Below are 15,744 nucleotides of genomic sequence, written 5' to 3' on the forward strand. Positions count from 1 at the left end.
ATTCCAGCTTGCATGGCATAGAAGCATAACTCAAATAAATGAACAAGTGAAACTTTCACGTTGGTGTAAGCGGAACCGACTCGACTCCGCCTCGAAAACCGATAATGTGAACAAAGCAGGAACAACGATGGGGATGGCCATGGCATTAGCGGGCAAGGAAGCGACGATCGCCGATGTCGTCTCGATTGCCGTCGAGTGCATCGATTGCGGCCGCAACAGGTGGTGGAAGCCGGCCGAGCTCAAGCGGCATGGGGTGAGGCCGGAGACACCGCTATCAGCACTTTCCGGGCGCCTGATCTGCAAGGCCTGCCGGGCCGACGGCCTGCCGGGCGCCGCCGTTTCGATCCAGGCTGCCTTCATCGACGACCGGCAGCGAGCCCGCGCCGAGGCGCGCCTGCTCAACGGTCGAGAGCTGGAGCAATCGAGGCGGGCTTGAGGGGGAGGGCGTGCTGCTCTTCCCTTCTCCCCTTGTGGGAGAAGGTGGCCGAGCGAAGATCGGTCGGATGAGGGGTGTTGGACGGATCGCTACCTTGATGGCGTAAGTGCTTAAAATCGCGTCTACATTTCCTCCGCCGCGTTCCTTCCAGCACCCTCATCCGGCTCGGCGCTGTGCGCCGATCCACCTTCTCCCACAAGGGGAGAAGGCAACAAGCGCCCGTCAATACCCCAGCAGTTCCTTGAGCGGGATGACGCGGAAGACGTTCTTGATGGCGTAGCGGTTGAAGGTCAGCGTCTTGGGCGGATTGTATTGCTCGACGATCAGCTCGGCGGCGGTGCGCTTGACCAGCTTCTTGATGAAGGCCTTGCCGTTTTGCTCGTTCTCCTCGGGCAGCGTCTCGATCACCACATGGTCGCCGGGCACGGCCTCGCGGCCGCCGCAATAGATCATCTCGCCGGGCTCGTAGCGCGGCACCATCGAATCGCTCAGCACGTGCAGCGCAAACACGTTGCGCAGATGCCGGATCCCCGGCGGCCGCTGGACATAGCCGGCCGGCTGGCCGTTGAAGGTGAAGTCGCCATCGTCGCCGCCGACGGCGGTGCCGAGAAGCTGGATGTCCATCGGCCCGGCGGGCAGGGGGCCGGGATCGGTGACGATCTCGGCATCGGCGACCGGCCCGGCATCTTCGAGGAAGACGACCTCGCCCTTGCCGAGCGCCACCGGGTCGACGCGCAGGAAGGCGGCGGTCTTCAAAAGGTTCTCGGTCTTGGGCAGGTTGCGCCCGGTTTCCCAATTGCCGACGGCAGCGACGTCGGTGTCGTTGTGCTCGGCAATGTGGCGCATCACCAGGCCGCGCTGCTTGCGCGCCCGGCGGATCGCCGCCCCGACCTTGATCGACAGTGCAGTTTTCACCATGGCTCCATCTGAGGCACAAGATTCGGTTTCGTCTATGCAAGAATCGCTTGCATTATGGCTTAAGTTATGCTCTTATGTGGCCATGCACAAGTCGCTCCGCCAGCTTTCGGTCCTCGAATCCGCCCCCCAGCGCCAAGGAGGCGGCCGCGGTAGTCATGTGCCAACCTTTTCCCCTTCGTCCTGGCTGTCCTCCTCCCCGGCCGGGACGATGCCCGAGGCTCGCGCCTCGGATCCGGCAGCGCAAGCGGCCGGAACGGCCGGAGCCGTTCCCCTCACGGCTCCGGCCACGAATTGCCTGCCGGCCGGCAATGCGGATGCCGCGGTTTCCTGCATCCGCACCGAAGACGGCACGGTCATCGCCTTCGACAAGCGGACGGGCAAGGCAGTCTCCGGCGCAACAAGGCAGGCGGCCGGGATGAAGCTCGATCGCAGCAAGCCATGCGAGGGCTGACCGCCTTTCGAGCCTGAGGCCGGCGAAGCCGGCGCCGCACACAACCACCTTTGCAGGGAATAAAACGTCATGGCCGCCCGCTATTCCCCCTCCGAATTGGAACAAATCGAGAACTGGCTGATGAGTGGGCTGTCGGCCGCGAAGATCGCCGCCCGGCTGAGTGCGCAGCGCGGCCGCCCGGCCTCGCGCGCGGCGATCATCGGCATCGTCCACCGCACCGCCCGTCTGCACGCCATCGGCCTTGCCAGATCCAAGGGCTGGCGTAGCGGACGGTCGGGCGGCCGGCATGGAAAATCGGCGCCAGAGCCGTCGAACCCTGCCGGCCAGGCAGGGGCAGTACCGGCCGAGCATCACTGCCGCCCGGCAAGGCTGTCGGCCAGGCTGGCGCCGCCGGCCTGGCAGCCGGGTCCGGTTCGGATCACGGGGTCCGATGGCGAGCCGCTCGAAATGCCGGCGCCGCGCCCGATCGCCGCCGGCGGCCGCCAGCCGCACTTCGTCGCCATGCGCTTCATCGATTGCCTGTTCGACCGCTGCCGCGCGCCGCTCGACACGACGCCGCAGGAGGATGCGGGAAACGACGCCCCCGGCAGCCGCCCCGGTTTGGACATGCTGTGCTGCGGGCTGCGCACAAGGCCTTCGAAAAGCTACTGCGCCTATCACGCGGCGCGCTTCCTGCGCACGCTGCCGGCCAAAGCTATTTGAGCCCCGCTGGATACGGAAATTCGCCAGAGCCCGACGACAGACCAGGAGGACAGAGCCGATGAGCAACAAAACCGCCCAAAAGACCAAAGCCAGGCTACCGCGATTGCCGAAGGGCGAGGCCGAGCAGGTGCGCATCCGCAAGGAGATCGGCCATGATTTCGCGCTGCAGGACGACCGGTTCGGCCGCAAGCGGCTGGCCAAGGGAACGCAGGAGGCGGCGCGCCTCTATGAGGTTTCCAATGACGGCCACACCGCGACCGGCGGCATCGTGCGGGTGCGCAATGTCGACCCGCTGACCGGCCTCACCTCATTGTCGCGCCAGCAACGCGAGGCAGGCATGCGCTACCGCCAGGATTTCCGCAACTCGTCGGAGGCAAGCGCCAAGCCGATGGCCTGGGCCGAGCGCGTCGACGGCGGCCGCACTGGCAGCGGTGTCGCCGATCACATCCTGTCCGCCGGCCGCGACCATGCCGAGGCCACGAGGGCGCTTGCCCATTGGGAGATCGCCGGCATCGTGCAAAAGGTCTGCTGTGCCGACGCAACGGTGAAGAGCCTGGCCGAACAGGCCGGCGAGCCGCGCGACGTGGTGGTGAAACTACTCAAGATCGGGCTCGACATTTTGGCCGTGCACTACGGCATGATGCTGATGCGCAAGCCGCGGTGAGGAGCTCCACCGATCCGGCCGGCACTGCCGGCCGGATCGATCCGTCAACGACGGCAGACACGGATTCTTTCGATAACCCGGTGGTGATGACGCCAGTGCTTGACGACTTCCGTGTGGCAGCGCCGGTGATACCGGTAGCGTGGCCTGTAGTCCTCGTCATAGACGTCATAGCGGTAACGGGGGACGTACTCATCGTCGTAATCGGAATACCGATGATGGCGATAATAATAGTCGTCATCATAGCCGTTGCCGATGCCGATCGTGACACTACCGCCGGCATTGGCCGGGCCGATCACGGAAGCCGCCGAGGCGATGGCGATCACCGAGGCAAGCAGGAGCTTCTTCATAGCTACCTCCTTCTTTAACGTCCCTCTAATAGAAAAACCCCCGAGGGGCAGGCTCGTTCCACAAATTTGCAAGATGCCACGAACCGAGAGCCCCAAATTAGCGCCGGCGGGGGCGAAAACGCGTCTGGCTGTGCGCCAGGGTGGGGCCGCCGACGCAAGCCCCGAGCGGGTTGTGGTCCGCGCCCTATGTATCCCGTCAAACAGCGACAAATTGGCCAGCGCCAGTCCCGTCACCTTGCCGATCTACAGAACATGGCCCAGTTCCAGCAAAACGAAGGCGGTCGCACCCAGCACAGCGAGGGCGTAGGCCGCATAAAGAACAAGCAGCATCACCTCAAAGTCCCGGACGAAACTTGCGGCAATCCTGGTCTCCTGAGGTTCCGCTTTCTCGATGCTGTCGGTTTCCAGCTGCTCCGTTGCCACGACGAGGCAGACGATCCTGTCGTTTTCGGCCGCCTGTAATATTCGTTCGGTCAAATCGACGGCAATCACTGGATCATCGGCCAACTGATCTCGCGATAGCCAGCTTTCAGTGACAGTCTGGATTTCACGCTTTTTCACGCATGCATAATTGCGCCAACTAAATTAAGTTCCACTAAAATACATGGAATGCGTCGACCCGATCGCGATGTGATGAGGCGTGGCCCTCCTGGGCGGCGAACTGCCGCCTGAGGCCCGCATTTGCCGACCGTCGAGGCGAATCTCGATCCGCATCCTCCGATCAAAGGGCGCCGGCTTCTTCATAGGCTGCTACGGTGCGCCATTGCTGGTAGGTCGCAATGCCAAAGCAGCCAAACTCTCATATCGCGAACGCAGCGCCGACGTCTTCAGTGCCGACCGGCTATGACGAGGATCGCATGCTTACTTATATCCGGCTGCTCGACGCGTCGGCTGAAGGGACCGATTGGCGTGAGGTCGCCCGCATCGTTCTGCACATTGATCCGGAGCAGGAGCCAGACAGGGCTTTCCGGGCGTGGGCGACACACCTGGCGCGTGCACGATGGATGACCAGGAAGCGGAGCGAGTTGCGTCAATTGCATGATGAGTGGTGGGGATGAGCACCATCTAAGCGGAACTGCCGTCCCGGTCTGGCCGTTGAGGGAGGAGGCCAACATGGAAAAGCGCCCAATGACTTCTTGGCGAGCCAATACTTTCGAGCTGTGCTGCCTTCTTGCAGTTCCGCTGTCGCTTATCCTTACCGTTTTCCTCGCGGGTCTCATCCTTAGCTGACCCCGGGATGGTTGCCGTGTCGGTCAACGTGGCACCAAAGCCCACCTGAAGGATTCGGCGGGAAAGGCTGCCGGCACCGTTACTTCACAGCCGCCGCCATCACATCCGAAAACAGCGCCCGCTCCACCGCCGGCTCGAGCGTCTCGGCGAAGGGCGTTGCCAGATGGTGGCGGTCGCGGAAGGCGAGTTTGCCGTCGATGAAGACGTGGCAGGTGGTCTGGTCGCAGAAGCGGTCGGTCACGTCGATATAGCTGGCGTTGGGTGTCGAGCGCACGATGTCGCGCTCGATCGTGGCGATGTCGTCATTTGCCGCCATGATCCTCGGCGTATCGCATGTCGCGGGCGTCTGTCCCCGCCACAGCGCCCGCGCGACGCATTTGTCGGCGTAGCTTGCGTTATAGGGCACGTCCCTGATGACCGCGACCTTGATACCGGCCTGGCTGAACGCTTGAAGCGTCCAGGTCAGGCCCGTCCGCCACTGCTCTTGCCAATCGGCGTGCTTCAACTCCTCGGGCGATTCCTTGATCACATTGCCGATCGAGAATTCTGAGATCACCACCAGTTGCGGGTGGAGCGCGATGATGTCCTTGACCGACTGCTCGCGCCATTGGTCGCACTCGGTGTAGTCGCGCTTCAGCCGCCAATTCCAGGTCGTCACCCGCGAAGCCCGGCAGGAGGATTTGAGAAAGGTGACGACGCGAAAGTTGTTCTTCTCGGCCGCCTTGATCAGCGGCGTCGACCAATGGTCGGCATGCGAGTCGCCGAACAGCACGACCGAGCGCTGGGCGTCCTTGCGGCCGAACATGCAGGGTTTCGGCTTGACGGTCTCGAAATCGAGCACGCAGCCGCCGTCGCTCGCGCGCACGGTGGAGAGCTGCGCGGCGCTGTCGGCGATGACGTGCTGTTCGGGGCTGAGATTGTGCTCGGCAAAGCGCGCATTGCCGTAGGCCGCGACCACGCCGGCGCCGGTTAGGGCGACGGCGGGCACCAGCGCCCGCGCTGCTCCGGCCATCAGCCAGCCGTTGCGGCGGATCGGGTTCTCGATGAAATGATAGGTGAACATCGACAGAACCAGCGTCAGCGCCGCGCAGGCAAGCCGGTCAAGCGTGGACAGGTTGGGAACCATCATCGCCGCATAGACGATGACCGGCCAATGCCAGAGGTAGAGCGAATAGGAAAGCCGGCCCAGCCATTGCAGGGGCGCCAGCGCCAGCACGGCGCTTGGCAGGTTGCGGCCGCTGCCGCTGAGCAGCAGCAGCACGGTGCCGGCGACAGGCGCCAGCGCATTCACCCCGGGAAAGGGCGAGTCTTCGTCCAGCATCAGATAGGCCCACGCGATCAGCGCCAGCCCGAGGCATGCCTGGAGGGTGGCCAGCAGCGGCCGGTCGCGCCAGATCCTTGCTGGCGCCATGGTGGCGAGGCCGCCGGCGGCGAATTCCCAGGCCCTGAGCGGCGAGAAGTAAAAGGCCCAAGGCTGCGACACTTCGGTCAGCCAGGCGCAGGCGGCGAAGGAGGCTAGGCCTGCGACGCCGATGACGATTATAGCGGTGCGCTTGCCTGGGCGCAGCCATGCGGCGGCAAGAAGCAGCGCCGGCCATGCCAGGTAGAACTGTTCCTCGACCGAGAGCGACCAGAAGTGGATGAAAGGGTTGTTGGTGGCGTCGGCGGCGAAATAGTCAAACGACCAGCGGATCAGCCAGAGGTTGATCATGTAGGCGGAGGCGAACATGGCGCCTTTCGAATAGAGCGCCTGTTCCTCCGGCGACAGGATGAAATAACCCGCGAACAGCGTGGCGAGGATGACGAACAGTGCCGCCGGCAACAGGCGCCGGGCGCGCCGGGCGTAGAAGCGCCAGAGATTCAGCCGCCCGGTTTCGGTGATTTCCGTAACCAGGTGTTTTGTAATCAGGTAGCCGGAGATGACGAAGAAGATGTCGACGCCGGCAAAGCCGCCGGGCAGACCGGAGAGACCAAAATGAAAGGCAATGACACCCGCCACCGCCAGCGCGCGCAGCCCTTCGATGTCAGGCCGAAATGATGCCGACACAGTCACCTCGTGCAAGGAATACCCACCTCGCAGAGGCTCGACCCGATGCGCCGATATTGCAATGCAACAAATCTAACGCAGTGCAACATAGGGGGAGGGCGCGGCTCCTCCAGCTTCTGGCGTGGGCGGTTCACTCACATGAGCGATTCAGTGATGAGAGCGATTGATATTGAAGCGAAACGAAGGGTGCCGAGGCACTCACGCCTTTTTCAAAAACTCGGTCATCAGCACCAGGCCCTTTACCTGCCTGGTGCTGCATTCGATCTCGCCGGGATTGCCGGTGAGGCGAATGTTCTTCACCAGCGTGCCGCGCTTGATCGTCTCCGAGGTGCCTTTGACCTTGAGATCCTTGATCAGGGTCACGGAGTCGCCCTCGTGCAGCGCCGTGCCATTGCTGTCTCGTACGATCGCGTCGGTCATGGCAGGTCTTTCGTAGGCTTCGGTGGGGGATGGTTGGGCCAGTCCCGGCCTATCCCACGGTTGGCGGCGAGGTCAAGCGTGCTGGGTCAAGCCGCGTTGCCGGGGTCAGGTGCATCAGCTATTGACCGGCAGCCATTCCGGCACAATTCAAGACGGAGCCGACCATGACAGACAAGACCATCCTCAAATTCGGCGCCGTCGAGAACGCCGAGACCGGCGATCTCGCGGGATGGGTCGTGGTCGAAGGCGAGCCGACCATGAAGACCGCCGTCCAGCACATTACCGAGGACGGCAAGGTCATGTCGGGAACCTGGCAGGCGAGCCCGGGCACCTATCACGCAACCTACAGCGACTATGAGTTCGTGCACATGATAGCCGGCCGTATCGTCATCACGCCGGATGGCGGCGCGCCTGTCGAAGTCGGCCCCGGCGATGCCTTCGTGGTGGAAGCCGATTTCAAGGGGACGTGGAAGATCATCGAGCCGGTGACCAAGCACTTTGTCGTCAGGATCGGCTGACGCCGAATAGTGCGATTGACGCTTGCGCCCGACTGAACCGAGGGTCCCAAAACGAAGATGGCGGGCATCTCTGCCCGCCACTGCGATTGTGCTGAACCGACGTGCCTAGTTGGCGCCGCCGAGTTGCTTGGTCATCTTGCAGAAATCGTCATGCTCCTTGGCAATGGCCTCGTCGCCGCATTCCTTCATCATCATCGCCTGGTCCTCTTTGGACATGGCCATCCATGCGGTCTTGAATTCGGCTGCCGGCTTCATGGTCTTCATGCCGGCATCGGTAAAGAACGGCGACATTTTCTGCGGATCGTCGAGCGCCGAAGTGCCAGTGGCACCGGCGGCAAGCGCTGCGCCGGTCATCATTGAAAGCGCCATCGCGCCCATGCAAAGCATCTTGATGTTCATGATCATTCCTCCTGAGCTGCTGCTTTGAGGTTGTCCATCAGCGATCTACGAAGGAACGGCGTTTTGACCCAAAAGTTCCAGGTTCTGGCGCAAGCATGGAACAGGATTGCTGGTGCCGCCATTTATGCAAAAAATTCTACCGTGACGGAGCTGCCGCGCTGCCGGCAGCAAGCCAAACGACGGCAAATCAAAGCTTCGCTGTAGGAGAGGCTGCGAAGTTGCACGCCGGCTCAATATGCCCGATCATGGCAATGGCGGGGCGGAGGTATCAAGTGGCGGCAAATAGTCGAAACGGCGCGCACCTGTCGGAGACCCGGCGGGCGAGCATTGTTTCCGCGGCCAGGGCGCTTCCGCGCACATCGTTGCCCAGCGTAGCGTCGGTCGTGACGGCCGTCGCGGCGCTCTATTTCGGGCGCGAGGTCTTTCTGCCGATCGCAATCGCCCTGCTGCTTACCTTTGCGCTTGTGCCGATGGTGTCGGCACTCAAGCGAGCCGGCATTCCGCGTCTTCCTGCCGTGATCGCCAGCGTGCTCGGCGCATTCACGGCGCTGGCGCTGTTCTCCTTCATAGTCGCCACACAGGTCAGTGAACTGGCGCAGAACATCCCGCTTTACCAGGCGAATATCCTGACCAAGGTCCGGTCGCTCAAGGAAACCGGCGTCGGCGGAGGCATCGTTTCCAGATTGAGCCGGGTGATCGAACGCGTCGGCCAGGAACTCGACAGACCGGAACCCGCGCAACCCGCCGCCGATCAGCCTCCGCGGGAGCCGATCCCGGTCGAAATCGTCGCGCGCGAACGACCGCTCGAGGTTCTCCAGAATCTGATCGGCCCGCTGCTGAGCCCGCTGGCATCGGCCGGACTGATCGTCGTGGTGGTCATATTCATGCTGCTCGAGCGGGAGGACCTGCGCGATCGCTTCATACGCCTCGTCGGCTACGGCGATCTGCATCGAACCACCGAGGCGCTGCAGGATGCCGGCAAGCGCGTCGGCCGCTATCTGCTCATGCAATTGGTCGTGAACATCGTCTATGCCGTTCCGATTGCAATCGGACTTTGGCTGCTGGGCATACCCAATCCATTGCTGTGGGGTTTGCTGGCGCTGGCGCTGCGCTTCGTTCCCTATATCGGCCCGGTTATCGCGACGCTGCTGCCTCTGTTCCTGGCGCTGGCCGTGGCGCCCGGCTGGTCGCTCGTGCTATGGACCGCCGGGCTTTTCGCGGTGGTGGAACTGATCACCGGCAACGTGATCGAACCCTGGCTCTACGGCTCGCGCACCGGGCTGTCGCCGTTGGCTATTATCGTTGCGGCGATCTTCTGGACCTGGCTCTGGGGGCCATTGGGCCTCGTTCTGTCGACGCCGCTCACGGTCTGCCTCGTCGTGCTCGGCCGACATGTGCCGCAGTTCGAATTCCTCGACGTTCTGTTCGGCAACGAACCGGTGCTCGAACCGCACGCCCGGCTTTACCAGCGGCTGCTGGCCGGCGATCCCGAGGAAGCGACGGACCATGCCGAGGAGATGCTGGAGGAAGAATATCTCGTCGAGTTCTACGACAAGGTCGCGATTCCCGCACTTCTGCTCGGCGAGCAGGACCGTGTGCGTGGTGTGTTGAGCGATGAGCAAAGACAGCAGGTCGCGGGCAGCGCGCTGACGATGGTGGCGAACCTCGACGACAGCGCGCAGGAGGAGGCGGAAGCGGGCGACACTGCCGCGGCCGAGGACAACGGCTCACACGAGGACAAGCAGGTTCAGGGGGAGGTTCAGGGCGGGGACGACACCGAACTACCGGATGGCACGGGCATGTCGGTGCTGTGCGCCGGAGGGCGCGGCGAACTCGACGACGCGGCTGCCGCCATGCTCGCACAGGTGCTCGAAGTCCAGGGCGCCACGGTGTTGAGAGCGAGCTTCGCCGATATGGAACCGGGGAGCATTCGCCGCCTTGAGCTCGACGCTATCGATACCGCCGTCGTCGGATTTTTGAACCGGAATTCCGTCAAGCACGGCCGGTTCCTGGTCCGTCGGCTGAAACGCGCCAAACCAAGGTTGCGGGTGGGTATCGTGTTGTGGTCGGAACCCGACAGTGACAACCAGGAGGCAGCCGCCAAATTGGCCAATGAGATCAACGCTGATTTCGTCGCACACGGAATGGTCGGTGCGGTGCTCGGTGCGTTGTCCAGCAATCCGCCGGTGGCGCTGAAGACCACCGCCAAACGCCGCATGCGCCGCCTGGCGCCGGCGCGCAAGAAAGAGCCGCTCGCCGCGGCAAAATGAGCGCGGCCAACGACCGCGGCAGTGGTGTTATTACCGTTTTCGCGAAAACGGTAATTAGCGAAACGGATCAGGTGTCTTCGCAAGGATTGCGCTGAACCGTCCGGACGGTGCCGCGGCAAACGGCGCCAACCCTCATACTGTCCAGAAATAGCGCACGGTATGGAAGAACACCGGGGCGGCGAAGACCAGGCTGTCGGCACGGTCCATCATGCCGCCATGGCCTTCGATCAGGTGGCCCCAGTCCTTGACGCCCTGATCGCGCTTGATGGCGGAGGCGACCAGCCCGCCGAAGAATCCCATCAGGCAGGCGACCAGAGCGACGCCGGCCGCCTGCAGCGGCGAAAACGGCGTCAGGAACGACAGCAGCGCGCCGAGCAGGCTCGACGCCGCCAGCCCGCCGACCAGTCCCTCCCAGGTCTTCGACGGCGAGACCGTCGGCGCCAGGAGGTGGCGGCCGAACAGTTTGCCGAAGATATATTGCAGCACGTCGCTGCCTTGCACGGTGACGATCAGGAAGGCGATCAGCAACAGGTTGCGGCCTTCGAAACCGGGTACTTCGAGTGTTAGCAGCGCCGGCACGTGGCTGACGCAGTAGACCGAGATCATGACCGCCCATTGCTGCGCCGAGACGCGCTCGAGAAAGCGTTCGGTGTCGCCGTGCAGTGCGGTGATCGCCGGCATCAGCAGGAAGCAGTAGACCGGGATGAAGATGGTGAAGAGCCCGTACCAGGCGGTCCACACCAGCCAGTACTGGAACGGGATGACGATGCCGAACATGCCGAGCAGCACCCAGTGGTCGCTGCGGCGGCTGTGTGTCAGCGTCACGAATTCGCGCAGGGCGGCGAAGGAAATCAGCGCGAACAGGATGGTCATGCCGGGGCGGCCGAAGAAGAAGGCAACGGTGATCGCCACCACCATCACCCACCAGGCATTGATGCGCTGGGTGAGGTTGACCAGCGTCGGCGACAACGGTTTTGGCGCGCGCCATGACAAGACGCCGGCGACGACGCTGGCGCTGATCAGCACCGCCAGCAGGCCGACAATCAGAATGAGGGTTTCGTGCATCATCGGCAGCATTTTGCCTTGGTTCTCAATCGTCTCGCTGCGGCCGGGGGTTCAGCGCCAGCAGCGTTTCGCGGGCGCGGTCGAGAAAGGCGCGGCGTTCCTCACCCGGTTGAATAGCGATCGGCGCGCCGAAGACGACACGGCAAAGCAGCGGCACCGGCACGAATTGCCCCTTGGGCAGCACCCGCGACATGTTCTCAATCCAGCACGGGATGAGTTCGACATCGGGCCGCGCCATCGACAGATTGTAGAGGCCGGAGCGGAACGGCAGCAGCGGTTCGTCAGTCATGTTGCGCGTGCCTTCGGGAAACAGGATCAGCGAATGGCCCTGATCGAGCACTGACAGCATGATCGAGATCGGGTGCTGCGTTTCATCCGTCCACTGCCGGTGGATCAGCACGGAAGACAGCATGTCCTCGGCAATGAAACGGCGCAGCCGCGTCTTGCCCCAATAATCGGCGGCGGCCACCGCATGGGTACGGGCGCGCTCCTTCTCGCTGAGGCAGGCCGACAGCAGGATGAAATCGCCGTGGCTGGCATGGTTGGCGAAGTAGATGCGCTGCCGGTCCGATGGCTGGCTGCCGTTCCAGATCGGCCGCACGCCGGTGACCGCCCAGGCCAGCGCCGACAGGCCGACCGAGGTCACCGTCTGCAGCAGGGTATAGGTGCTGACACGAAGCTTTGTCATCGACGGGCTCAAAAGAATGCCGCGACGACCGAGGCCGCCGCGAACAGGCCGAAGGCGATGCGCTGCTTGGCAAGCAGGCGGCGCGTGCCGGCTATCCGCTGGTCGAGCGAGCGGCCGCCGGCCGCCGTGGGTTTCAGCCGCATGCGCGCCAGCACATCGTCGACCGCGGCACCGCCGCCTGCCTCGCTGGCGTGGCTGGCCATCAGCCGGAACAGCAGCGCGTCGAACAAAAGCAGGGCCGAGAGAATGATTGTGGCTATGGCACCCGCTGCGGCGATCAGCCAGGCTACCGCCGACAGCGACGATGTTTGCGGCACTGCCGCCAGGCCGACGACCGGCGCCGCCAGCAAGGCAGCGGCAACCAGCAGCAGCGGCCATGCCACCTGCACCATCAGCCCGGCGGCGAACGTCTCGGCCCTATCTCGAAAGGCGGTCATGCCGGTGCGTCCACGCCAAGATGCACCGGCCGGCCCGCGGCGGCGAGCTTGCCTCGCGCCTGAGCCGGCGTGTCGGCCCGGCCGCTGGCGACCAGCCATTCGGCGACGACGGCGGCGCTGCGCTGGAAGCCAAGCGCACAGCAGACCAGCACCGTGCCCTGGCCCCGCGCCGTCTCGATCGCCGCCACCGCTTGCGCACGCGCCTCGCGAGACGGCGGCAAAAGGTCGACCATGGGCAGGCTTACCCAGCGGATCGAGGCGCCACGCGGCCTTTCCAATTCGCCGGCAAGATCGACCACCGTGCCGAAGGCGTCGGCCTCGGCGGCGGTCGGAAAACGGCCGAGGCAAACACCGTCGGCGATGACGATCTGCGCTGGAAGCTTTCGCGTCCACGCCCACACATTGACCCTGGCAACAAGGCGGTAGGGCCAAAGCAGGAGACGGCTGGCCAGCGACACGCGGCCATCAGCTGTTTTCTGGAACACTTTGGCGCCGGCGCCGGCATAGGCGAAAGCGACGATGGCCAGCGCCAGTGCCGGCCACAACAGGATGAGCCACAGCGCCGAGACCAACGCGCCGGCAGCGGCACTGGCCAGCGCAAGGCTTGCGCCGAGCGCATAGAACAGCGCCAGCCGCCGCGCTTTCGGGTCAACGCTCAGGCGGAAGCCGTCGAATGGCAGCTCGCCGTCGCGCGGAAACAGCCACAGAGCGAAAAGGCCGAGCAGCGCGCCGGTCGGAATGTCGATGAAATGGTGCTGCCACGTCGTCAGCACCGAGGCGCCGATCAGGAAACACCAGACATGCCAGGCGGCGCCGGCGATGCCGGTCAACCTGTGACGCCAATGGTCCCAGATGATGACCAGTAGTGCGATGTGCAGCGACGGCGCCTGGTTGAAGGGCTTGTCGAAGCCGCCGAGCACGGCGAACATGAAACCGGGCAGGCCGCTTGTCTGCGGACGCACGAAGGTCGCCGTCAGCGGGAACAGGATAAAGCAGGCGACGGCGATGATCTGCGCCGTCAGATAGCGGCCGGCGAGGCGGTCGACGCCGTTCTTCGAATTGTTCAACAGCAGCGACAGGCCGTAGAATAGATTGATCGACCAGTAGGGCACGATCGTCCAGGCAAGGAACGGGATGCCATGCTCCCAGCCGAAGACGATGCTGCCGACATCGTCGCGCCGCGACGCCAGCCAGTTGGCGAAGCCGTAGGTGGAGTAGAAGAACGGCGCCAGAAATGCCAGCCACAGCGCGGCGCGCAGGACTATCCCGGGATACGGCTCGCGCGGCAAGGCCGGAAGGGCAGGGGCATCGCGAGGCAAGGCAGAGGCAGGCAAGTCCATGCTCAGACGCGCCGGGCGATCGAAACGGTGAAGATGCCCCACTGGTCGATGCGCTGGTCGAGCTTCTCGAATCCGGCGCCCGCCACCAGCTGGTCCATCTCGGCCTGCGTGCGCCGGCGCATCACCCAGGCCTGGCCGCCGCGATGCGAGGTCAGGCTGCGCGCGATCATCTCGAGCTGCGGATGCCAGGGCTGGTTGGTGTAGACGAGCAGGCTTCCGGGCTGCATGGCGCCGGCCAGTCCACCGAGCGAGCGGGCGATCATGGCATTGTCGGAAAACAATTCGTAGAGCCCCGAGACGATGGCGAGATCCGGCGCCGGGTCGAGGCCGGCCAGCATCGTGGCGTCGAAGGCGTCACCTTGATGGAACGAGACGCTCGCCGGCAGCTTGCGCTCGGCGATCAGCTTGCGGCCGAGCGAGATGTTGAGCTCGGAGAAATCCTGCAGCCGCACGCTGGCCGGCGGCTCGGCGCATTTCTGCACAGCATCGAGCACGTAGCGGCCATGGCCGGCGGCGATATCGACGATATGGACCGGCCGGCCGGCGGCCTTCAGCGTCTCAGCGGCACTGCCGATCAGCTCTTCCAGATGCAGCTTGCGCTGGCGGATGCCGCGCCAGCCAATAGCATCGAGAAAGGTGCGGTCGATCATGCGGCCGCCGGGGCCGATGCCCCGCGCATCGTTCTCGTAGACATAGTCGAGCGTCGAGCCGGAATCGAAGCCGGTGGCAATCCCGGTCTTCATGCCGGACGACAGCCATGCGCCCATGCGGATCGAGGCGCGGCTCATTGCCCAGTAGAGACCTTTGGGTGACAGTAGCGGCAGCGGCGAGGCCAGCCGGTCGGCCTCGTCGCGTGTGTAGCCGGCGCGGTCGGCCCCGGTCAGGTCGAGCGGCTTTTCCGGCGCCGCGAACTGCTTTTCGAGGAAAGGCCTGATCAGGTCGAGTGCCTTGTGGCGGTCGCGCTCGCCCAAAGTGTCGTGGAAGAAGCCGGGCAGCACATGCCGCTCCTTGGCCGGGCTCGCCAGATTGACGAAAAACTCGTGCTGCGGTCCATGCCGCACCACCCAGTCGCTGCCGGAGATCAGAAGCTGTGTCGGCACGGTGATGGCGCGGGCATCGGCGACGATGCGCGCTGCGTGGTCGTAGAGTTCGACCAGGATGTTGGAGGCGATCGGCCGGGTGATCAGTGGGTCGGCGTCGAAGGAGGCGATGCGCTCGGGATCATGCGTCAGGAATTTCGCCTTGACGTAGGAATTGACGAAGAAACGGCCCTTCAGCTTCTGCCACAACGCAATGCCTTGCTTGGCGAAGGGCACGTAGAGCTTGACCGAGAAGGCCGGCGAGGCCAGCACCAGGGCGCGAATGTCAGGCGCATAGTCGTGCACCCAGGCGGCGGCAAGCACGGCGCCGAAGGATTGCGCGATCAACGCTATATCGCGCCGGGCAAAGCCGTCACTGCCGATCTCGCGCACGAAGCAATCGATGTCGCGCACCAGCGCGGCAAACGACGGCGCATAGCCGCGCTCGCCGGCGGAGCGGCCATTGCCACGCGCGTCCCAGGCATAGAAGGCGTGGTCGGGCATCTGGAGCTCGTCGACCAGATGCGCCATGCGGCCGCCATGCTCGTGGCCGCGATGGAACAGCAGGATGGCACCCTTGCGGTGTTCCGACGGCGCCGGCCAATAGCGATAGAAGATCTCGGTGCCGTCATGGCTCTTGAAGCTGCGCTCCTGCGCCACCCGCTCGATGTTGGCTGGAGCCACGGCGGCAACCGTCTGTTGGTGAAGCATGTTGTTCTCCCTGGCGAGACCG

At 64.1% G+C, this 15,744-nt stretch carries 18 protein-coding genes; 7 read left to right on the forward strand and 11 right to left on the reverse strand.

Going from position 1 to position 15,744, the window contains the following annotated elements; genetic code table 11:
- Positions 1-139 precede the first annotated feature (139 nt).
- Positions 140-436, forward strand: coding sequence for a hypothetical protein (locus tag NKH29_RS14805; RefSeq protein ID WP_031195369.1), 297 nt, complete (start codon positions 140-142; stop codon positions 434-436).
- A gap of 222 nt (positions 437-658) precedes the next feature.
- Here the strand turns inward: NKH29_RS14805 and NKH29_RS14810 are convergent, their stop codons facing one another.
- Positions 659-1,354: an XRE family transcriptional regulator gene (locus tag NKH29_RS14810; RefSeq protein ID WP_023722940.1), complete on the reverse strand. Its 696-nt coding sequence runs from the start codon at positions 1,352-1,354 to the stop codon at positions 659-661.
- A 208-nt stretch (positions 1,355-1,562) separates the two neighbouring features.
- Between NKH29_RS14810 and NKH29_RS14815 the strand changes: the two genes are divergently transcribed.
- From NKH29_RS14815 to NKH29_RS14825, 3 genes are all read left to right on the forward strand, one after another.
- Entirely contained in the window at positions 1,563-1,805 is a 243-nt protein-coding gene (locus NKH29_RS14815; protein ID WP_352592740.1) for a hypothetical protein, read from the forward strand.
- Positions 1,806-1,874: 69 nt separating this feature from the next.
- On the forward strand, positions 1,875-2,507 hold the full coding sequence (locus tag NKH29_RS14820; protein WP_352592743.1) for a GcrA cell cycle regulator: 633 nt from the start codon (positions 1,875-1,877) through the stop codon (positions 2,505-2,507).
- Between the two features lie 58 nt (positions 2,508-2,565).
- On the forward strand, positions 2,566-3,171 hold the full coding sequence (locus tag NKH29_RS14825; protein ID WP_352592746.1) for a DUF6456 domain-containing protein: 606 nt from the start codon (positions 2,566-2,568) through the stop codon (positions 3,169-3,171).
- A gap of 44 nt (positions 3,172-3,215) precedes the next feature.
- Here the strand turns inward: NKH29_RS14825 and NKH29_RS14830 are convergent, their stop codons facing one another.
- Complete coding sequence (locus NKH29_RS14830; RefSeq protein ID WP_352457316.1) at positions 3,216-3,518, reverse strand: hypothetical protein; 303 nt, start codon at positions 3,516-3,518, stop codon at positions 3,216-3,218.
- Positions 3,519-3,761: 243 nt separating this feature from the next.
- Complete coding sequence (locus NKH29_RS14835; protein WP_352481649.1) at positions 3,762-4,079, reverse strand: hypothetical protein; 318 nt, start codon at positions 4,077-4,079, stop codon at positions 3,762-3,764.
- Positions 4,080-4,297: 218 nt separating this feature from the next.
- Here NKH29_RS14835 and NKH29_RS14840 point away from each other — a divergent pair, with 218 nt between their 5' ends.
- Positions 4,298-4,576: a DUF2285 domain-containing protein gene (locus NKH29_RS14840; RefSeq protein ID WP_352592749.1), complete on the forward strand. Its 279-nt coding sequence runs from the start codon at positions 4,298-4,300 to the stop codon at positions 4,574-4,576.
- Positions 4,577-4,827: 251 nt separating this feature from the next.
- Here the strand turns inward: NKH29_RS14840 and NKH29_RS14845 are convergent, their stop codons facing one another.
- Both NKH29_RS14845 and NKH29_RS14850 read right to left on the reverse strand, forming a co-directional pair.
- Entirely contained in the window at positions 4,828-6,795 is a 1,968-nt protein-coding gene (locus NKH29_RS14845) for an acyltransferase family protein (protein ID WP_352999995.1), read from the reverse strand.
- Positions 6,796-6,993: 198 nt separating this feature from the next.
- Positions 6,994-7,215 (reverse strand): alkylphosphonate utilization protein, encoded by a 222-nt coding sequence (locus NKH29_RS14850; RefSeq protein ID WP_352965183.1) that lies wholly within the window; start codon positions 7,213-7,215, stop codon positions 6,994-6,996.
- Positions 7,216-7,379: 164 nt separating this feature from the next.
- On the opposite strand from NKH29_RS14850, the gene NKH29_RS14855 reads away from it, so the two are divergent.
- Entirely contained in the window at positions 7,380-7,733 is a 354-nt protein-coding gene (locus NKH29_RS14855; protein ID WP_023722949.1) for a cupin domain-containing protein, read from the forward strand.
- A gap of 105 nt (positions 7,734-7,838) precedes the next feature.
- On the opposite strand, the gene NKH29_RS14860 is transcribed toward NKH29_RS14855, so the two are convergent.
- Positions 7,839-8,132, reverse strand: coding sequence for a hypothetical protein (locus NKH29_RS14860; RefSeq protein WP_352481646.1), 294 nt, complete (start codon positions 8,130-8,132; stop codon positions 7,839-7,841).
- Positions 8,133-8,404: 272 nt separating this feature from the next.
- On the opposite strand from NKH29_RS14860, the gene NKH29_RS14865 reads away from it, so the two are divergent.
- A complete protein-coding gene (locus tag NKH29_RS14865) occupies positions 8,405-10,402 on the forward strand; it encodes an AI-2E family transporter (protein ID WP_502904631.1) in 1,998 nt (665 codons plus the stop codon).
- Positions 10,403-10,534: 132 nt separating this feature from the next.
- On the opposite strand, the gene NKH29_RS14870 is transcribed toward NKH29_RS14865, so the two are convergent.
- From NKH29_RS14870 to NKH29_RS14890, 5 genes are read right to left on the reverse strand one after another with little or no spacing between them, the layout of a single operon-like run.
- Positions 10,535-11,470, reverse strand: a complete 936-nt coding sequence (locus NKH29_RS14870; RefSeq protein WP_352481711.1) for a phosphatidate cytidylyltransferase — start codon at positions 11,468-11,470, stop codon at positions 10,535-10,537.
- 22 nt (positions 11,471-11,492) lie between these two features.
- A complete protein-coding gene (locus tag NKH29_RS14875; protein WP_352895137.1) occupies positions 11,493-12,155 on the reverse strand; it encodes a lysophospholipid acyltransferase family protein in 663 nt (220 codons plus the stop codon).
- An 8-nt stretch (positions 12,156-12,163) separates the two neighbouring features.
- On the reverse strand, positions 12,164-12,592 hold the full coding sequence (locus NKH29_RS14880; protein WP_352788212.1) for a hypothetical protein: 429 nt from the start codon (positions 12,590-12,592) through the stop codon (positions 12,164-12,166).
- Positions 12,589-13,932 (reverse strand): phosphatase PAP2/dual specificity phosphatase family protein, encoded by a 1,344-nt coding sequence (locus NKH29_RS14885; RefSeq protein WP_352481644.1) that lies wholly within the window; start codon positions 13,930-13,932, stop codon positions 12,589-12,591. The genes NKH29_RS14880 and NKH29_RS14885 overlap by 4 nt, the downstream gene beginning before the upstream one ends.
- A 2-nt stretch (positions 13,933-13,934) precedes the next feature.
- Entirely contained in the window at positions 13,935-15,722 is a 1,788-nt protein-coding gene (locus NKH29_RS14890; protein ID WP_352816534.1) for a bifunctional alpha/beta hydrolase/class I SAM-dependent methyltransferase, read from the reverse strand.
- Positions 15,723-15,744: the final 22 nt, after the last annotated feature.

This window comes from Mesorhizobium sp. M1295, from assembly GCF_040318135.1.
Taxonomy (GTDB): Bacteria; Pseudomonadota; Alphaproteobacteria; order Rhizobiales; family Rhizobiaceae; genus Mesorhizobium.

What these genes read in the sequence shown, in the direction of transcription:
- NKH29_RS14885 (WP_352481644.1), bottom strand. Translation starts at nt 13,932, where the DNA reads ATGGACTTGCCTGCCTCTGCCTTGCCTCGCGATGCCCCTGCCCTTCCG.
- NKH29_RS14870 (WP_352481711.1), bottom strand. Translation starts at nt 11,470, where the DNA reads ATGATGCACGAAACCCTCATTCTGATTGTCGGCCTGCTGGCGGTGCTG.
- NKH29_RS14880 (WP_352788212.1), bottom strand. Translation starts at nt 12,592, where the DNA reads ATGACCGCCTTTCGAGATAGGGCCGAGACGTTCGCCGCCGGGCTGATG.
- NKH29_RS14855 (WP_023722949.1), top strand. Translation starts at nt 7,380, where the DNA reads ATGACAGACAAGACCATCCTCAAATTCGGCGCCGTCGAGAACGCCGAG.
- NKH29_RS14830 (WP_352457316.1), bottom strand. Translation starts at nt 3,518, where the DNA reads ATGAAGAAGCTCCTGCTTGCCTCGGTGATCGCCATCGCCTCGGCGGCT.
- NKH29_RS14860 (WP_352481646.1), bottom strand. Translation starts at nt 8,132, where the DNA reads ATGAACATCAAGATGCTTTGCATGGGCGCGATGGCGCTTTCAATGATG.
- NKH29_RS14890 (WP_352816534.1), bottom strand. Translation starts at nt 15,722, where the DNA reads ATGCTTCACCAACAGACGGTTGCCGCCGTGGCTCCAGCCAACATCGAG.
- NKH29_RS14875 (WP_352895137.1), bottom strand. Translation starts at nt 12,155, where the DNA reads ATGACAAAGCTTCGTGTCAGCACCTATACCCTGCTGCAGACGGTGACC.
- NKH29_RS14820 (WP_352592743.1), top strand. Translation starts at nt 1,875, where the DNA reads ATGGCCGCCCGCTATTCCCCCTCCGAATTGGAACAAATCGAGAACTGG.
- NKH29_RS14810 (WP_023722940.1), bottom strand. Translation starts at nt 1,354, where the DNA reads ATGGTGAAAACTGCACTGTCGATCAAGGTCGGGGCGGCGATCCGCCGG.
- NKH29_RS14850 (WP_352965183.1), bottom strand. Translation starts at nt 7,215, where the DNA reads ATGACCGACGCGATCGTACGAGACAGCAATGGCACGGCGCTGCACGAG.
- NKH29_RS14825 (WP_352592746.1), top strand. Translation starts at nt 2,566, where the DNA reads ATGAGCAACAAAACCGCCCAAAAGACCAAAGCCAGGCTACCGCGATTG.
- NKH29_RS14840 (WP_352592749.1), top strand. Translation starts at nt 4,298, where the DNA reads ATGCCAAAGCAGCCAAACTCTCATATCGCGAACGCAGCGCCGACGTCT.
- NKH29_RS14805 (WP_031195369.1), top strand. Translation starts at nt 140, where the DNA reads ATGGCATTAGCGGGCAAGGAAGCGACGATCGCCGATGTCGTCTCGATT.
- NKH29_RS14815 (WP_352592740.1), top strand. Translation starts at nt 1,563, where the DNA reads ATGCCCGAGGCTCGCGCCTCGGATCCGGCAGCGCAAGCGGCCGGAACG.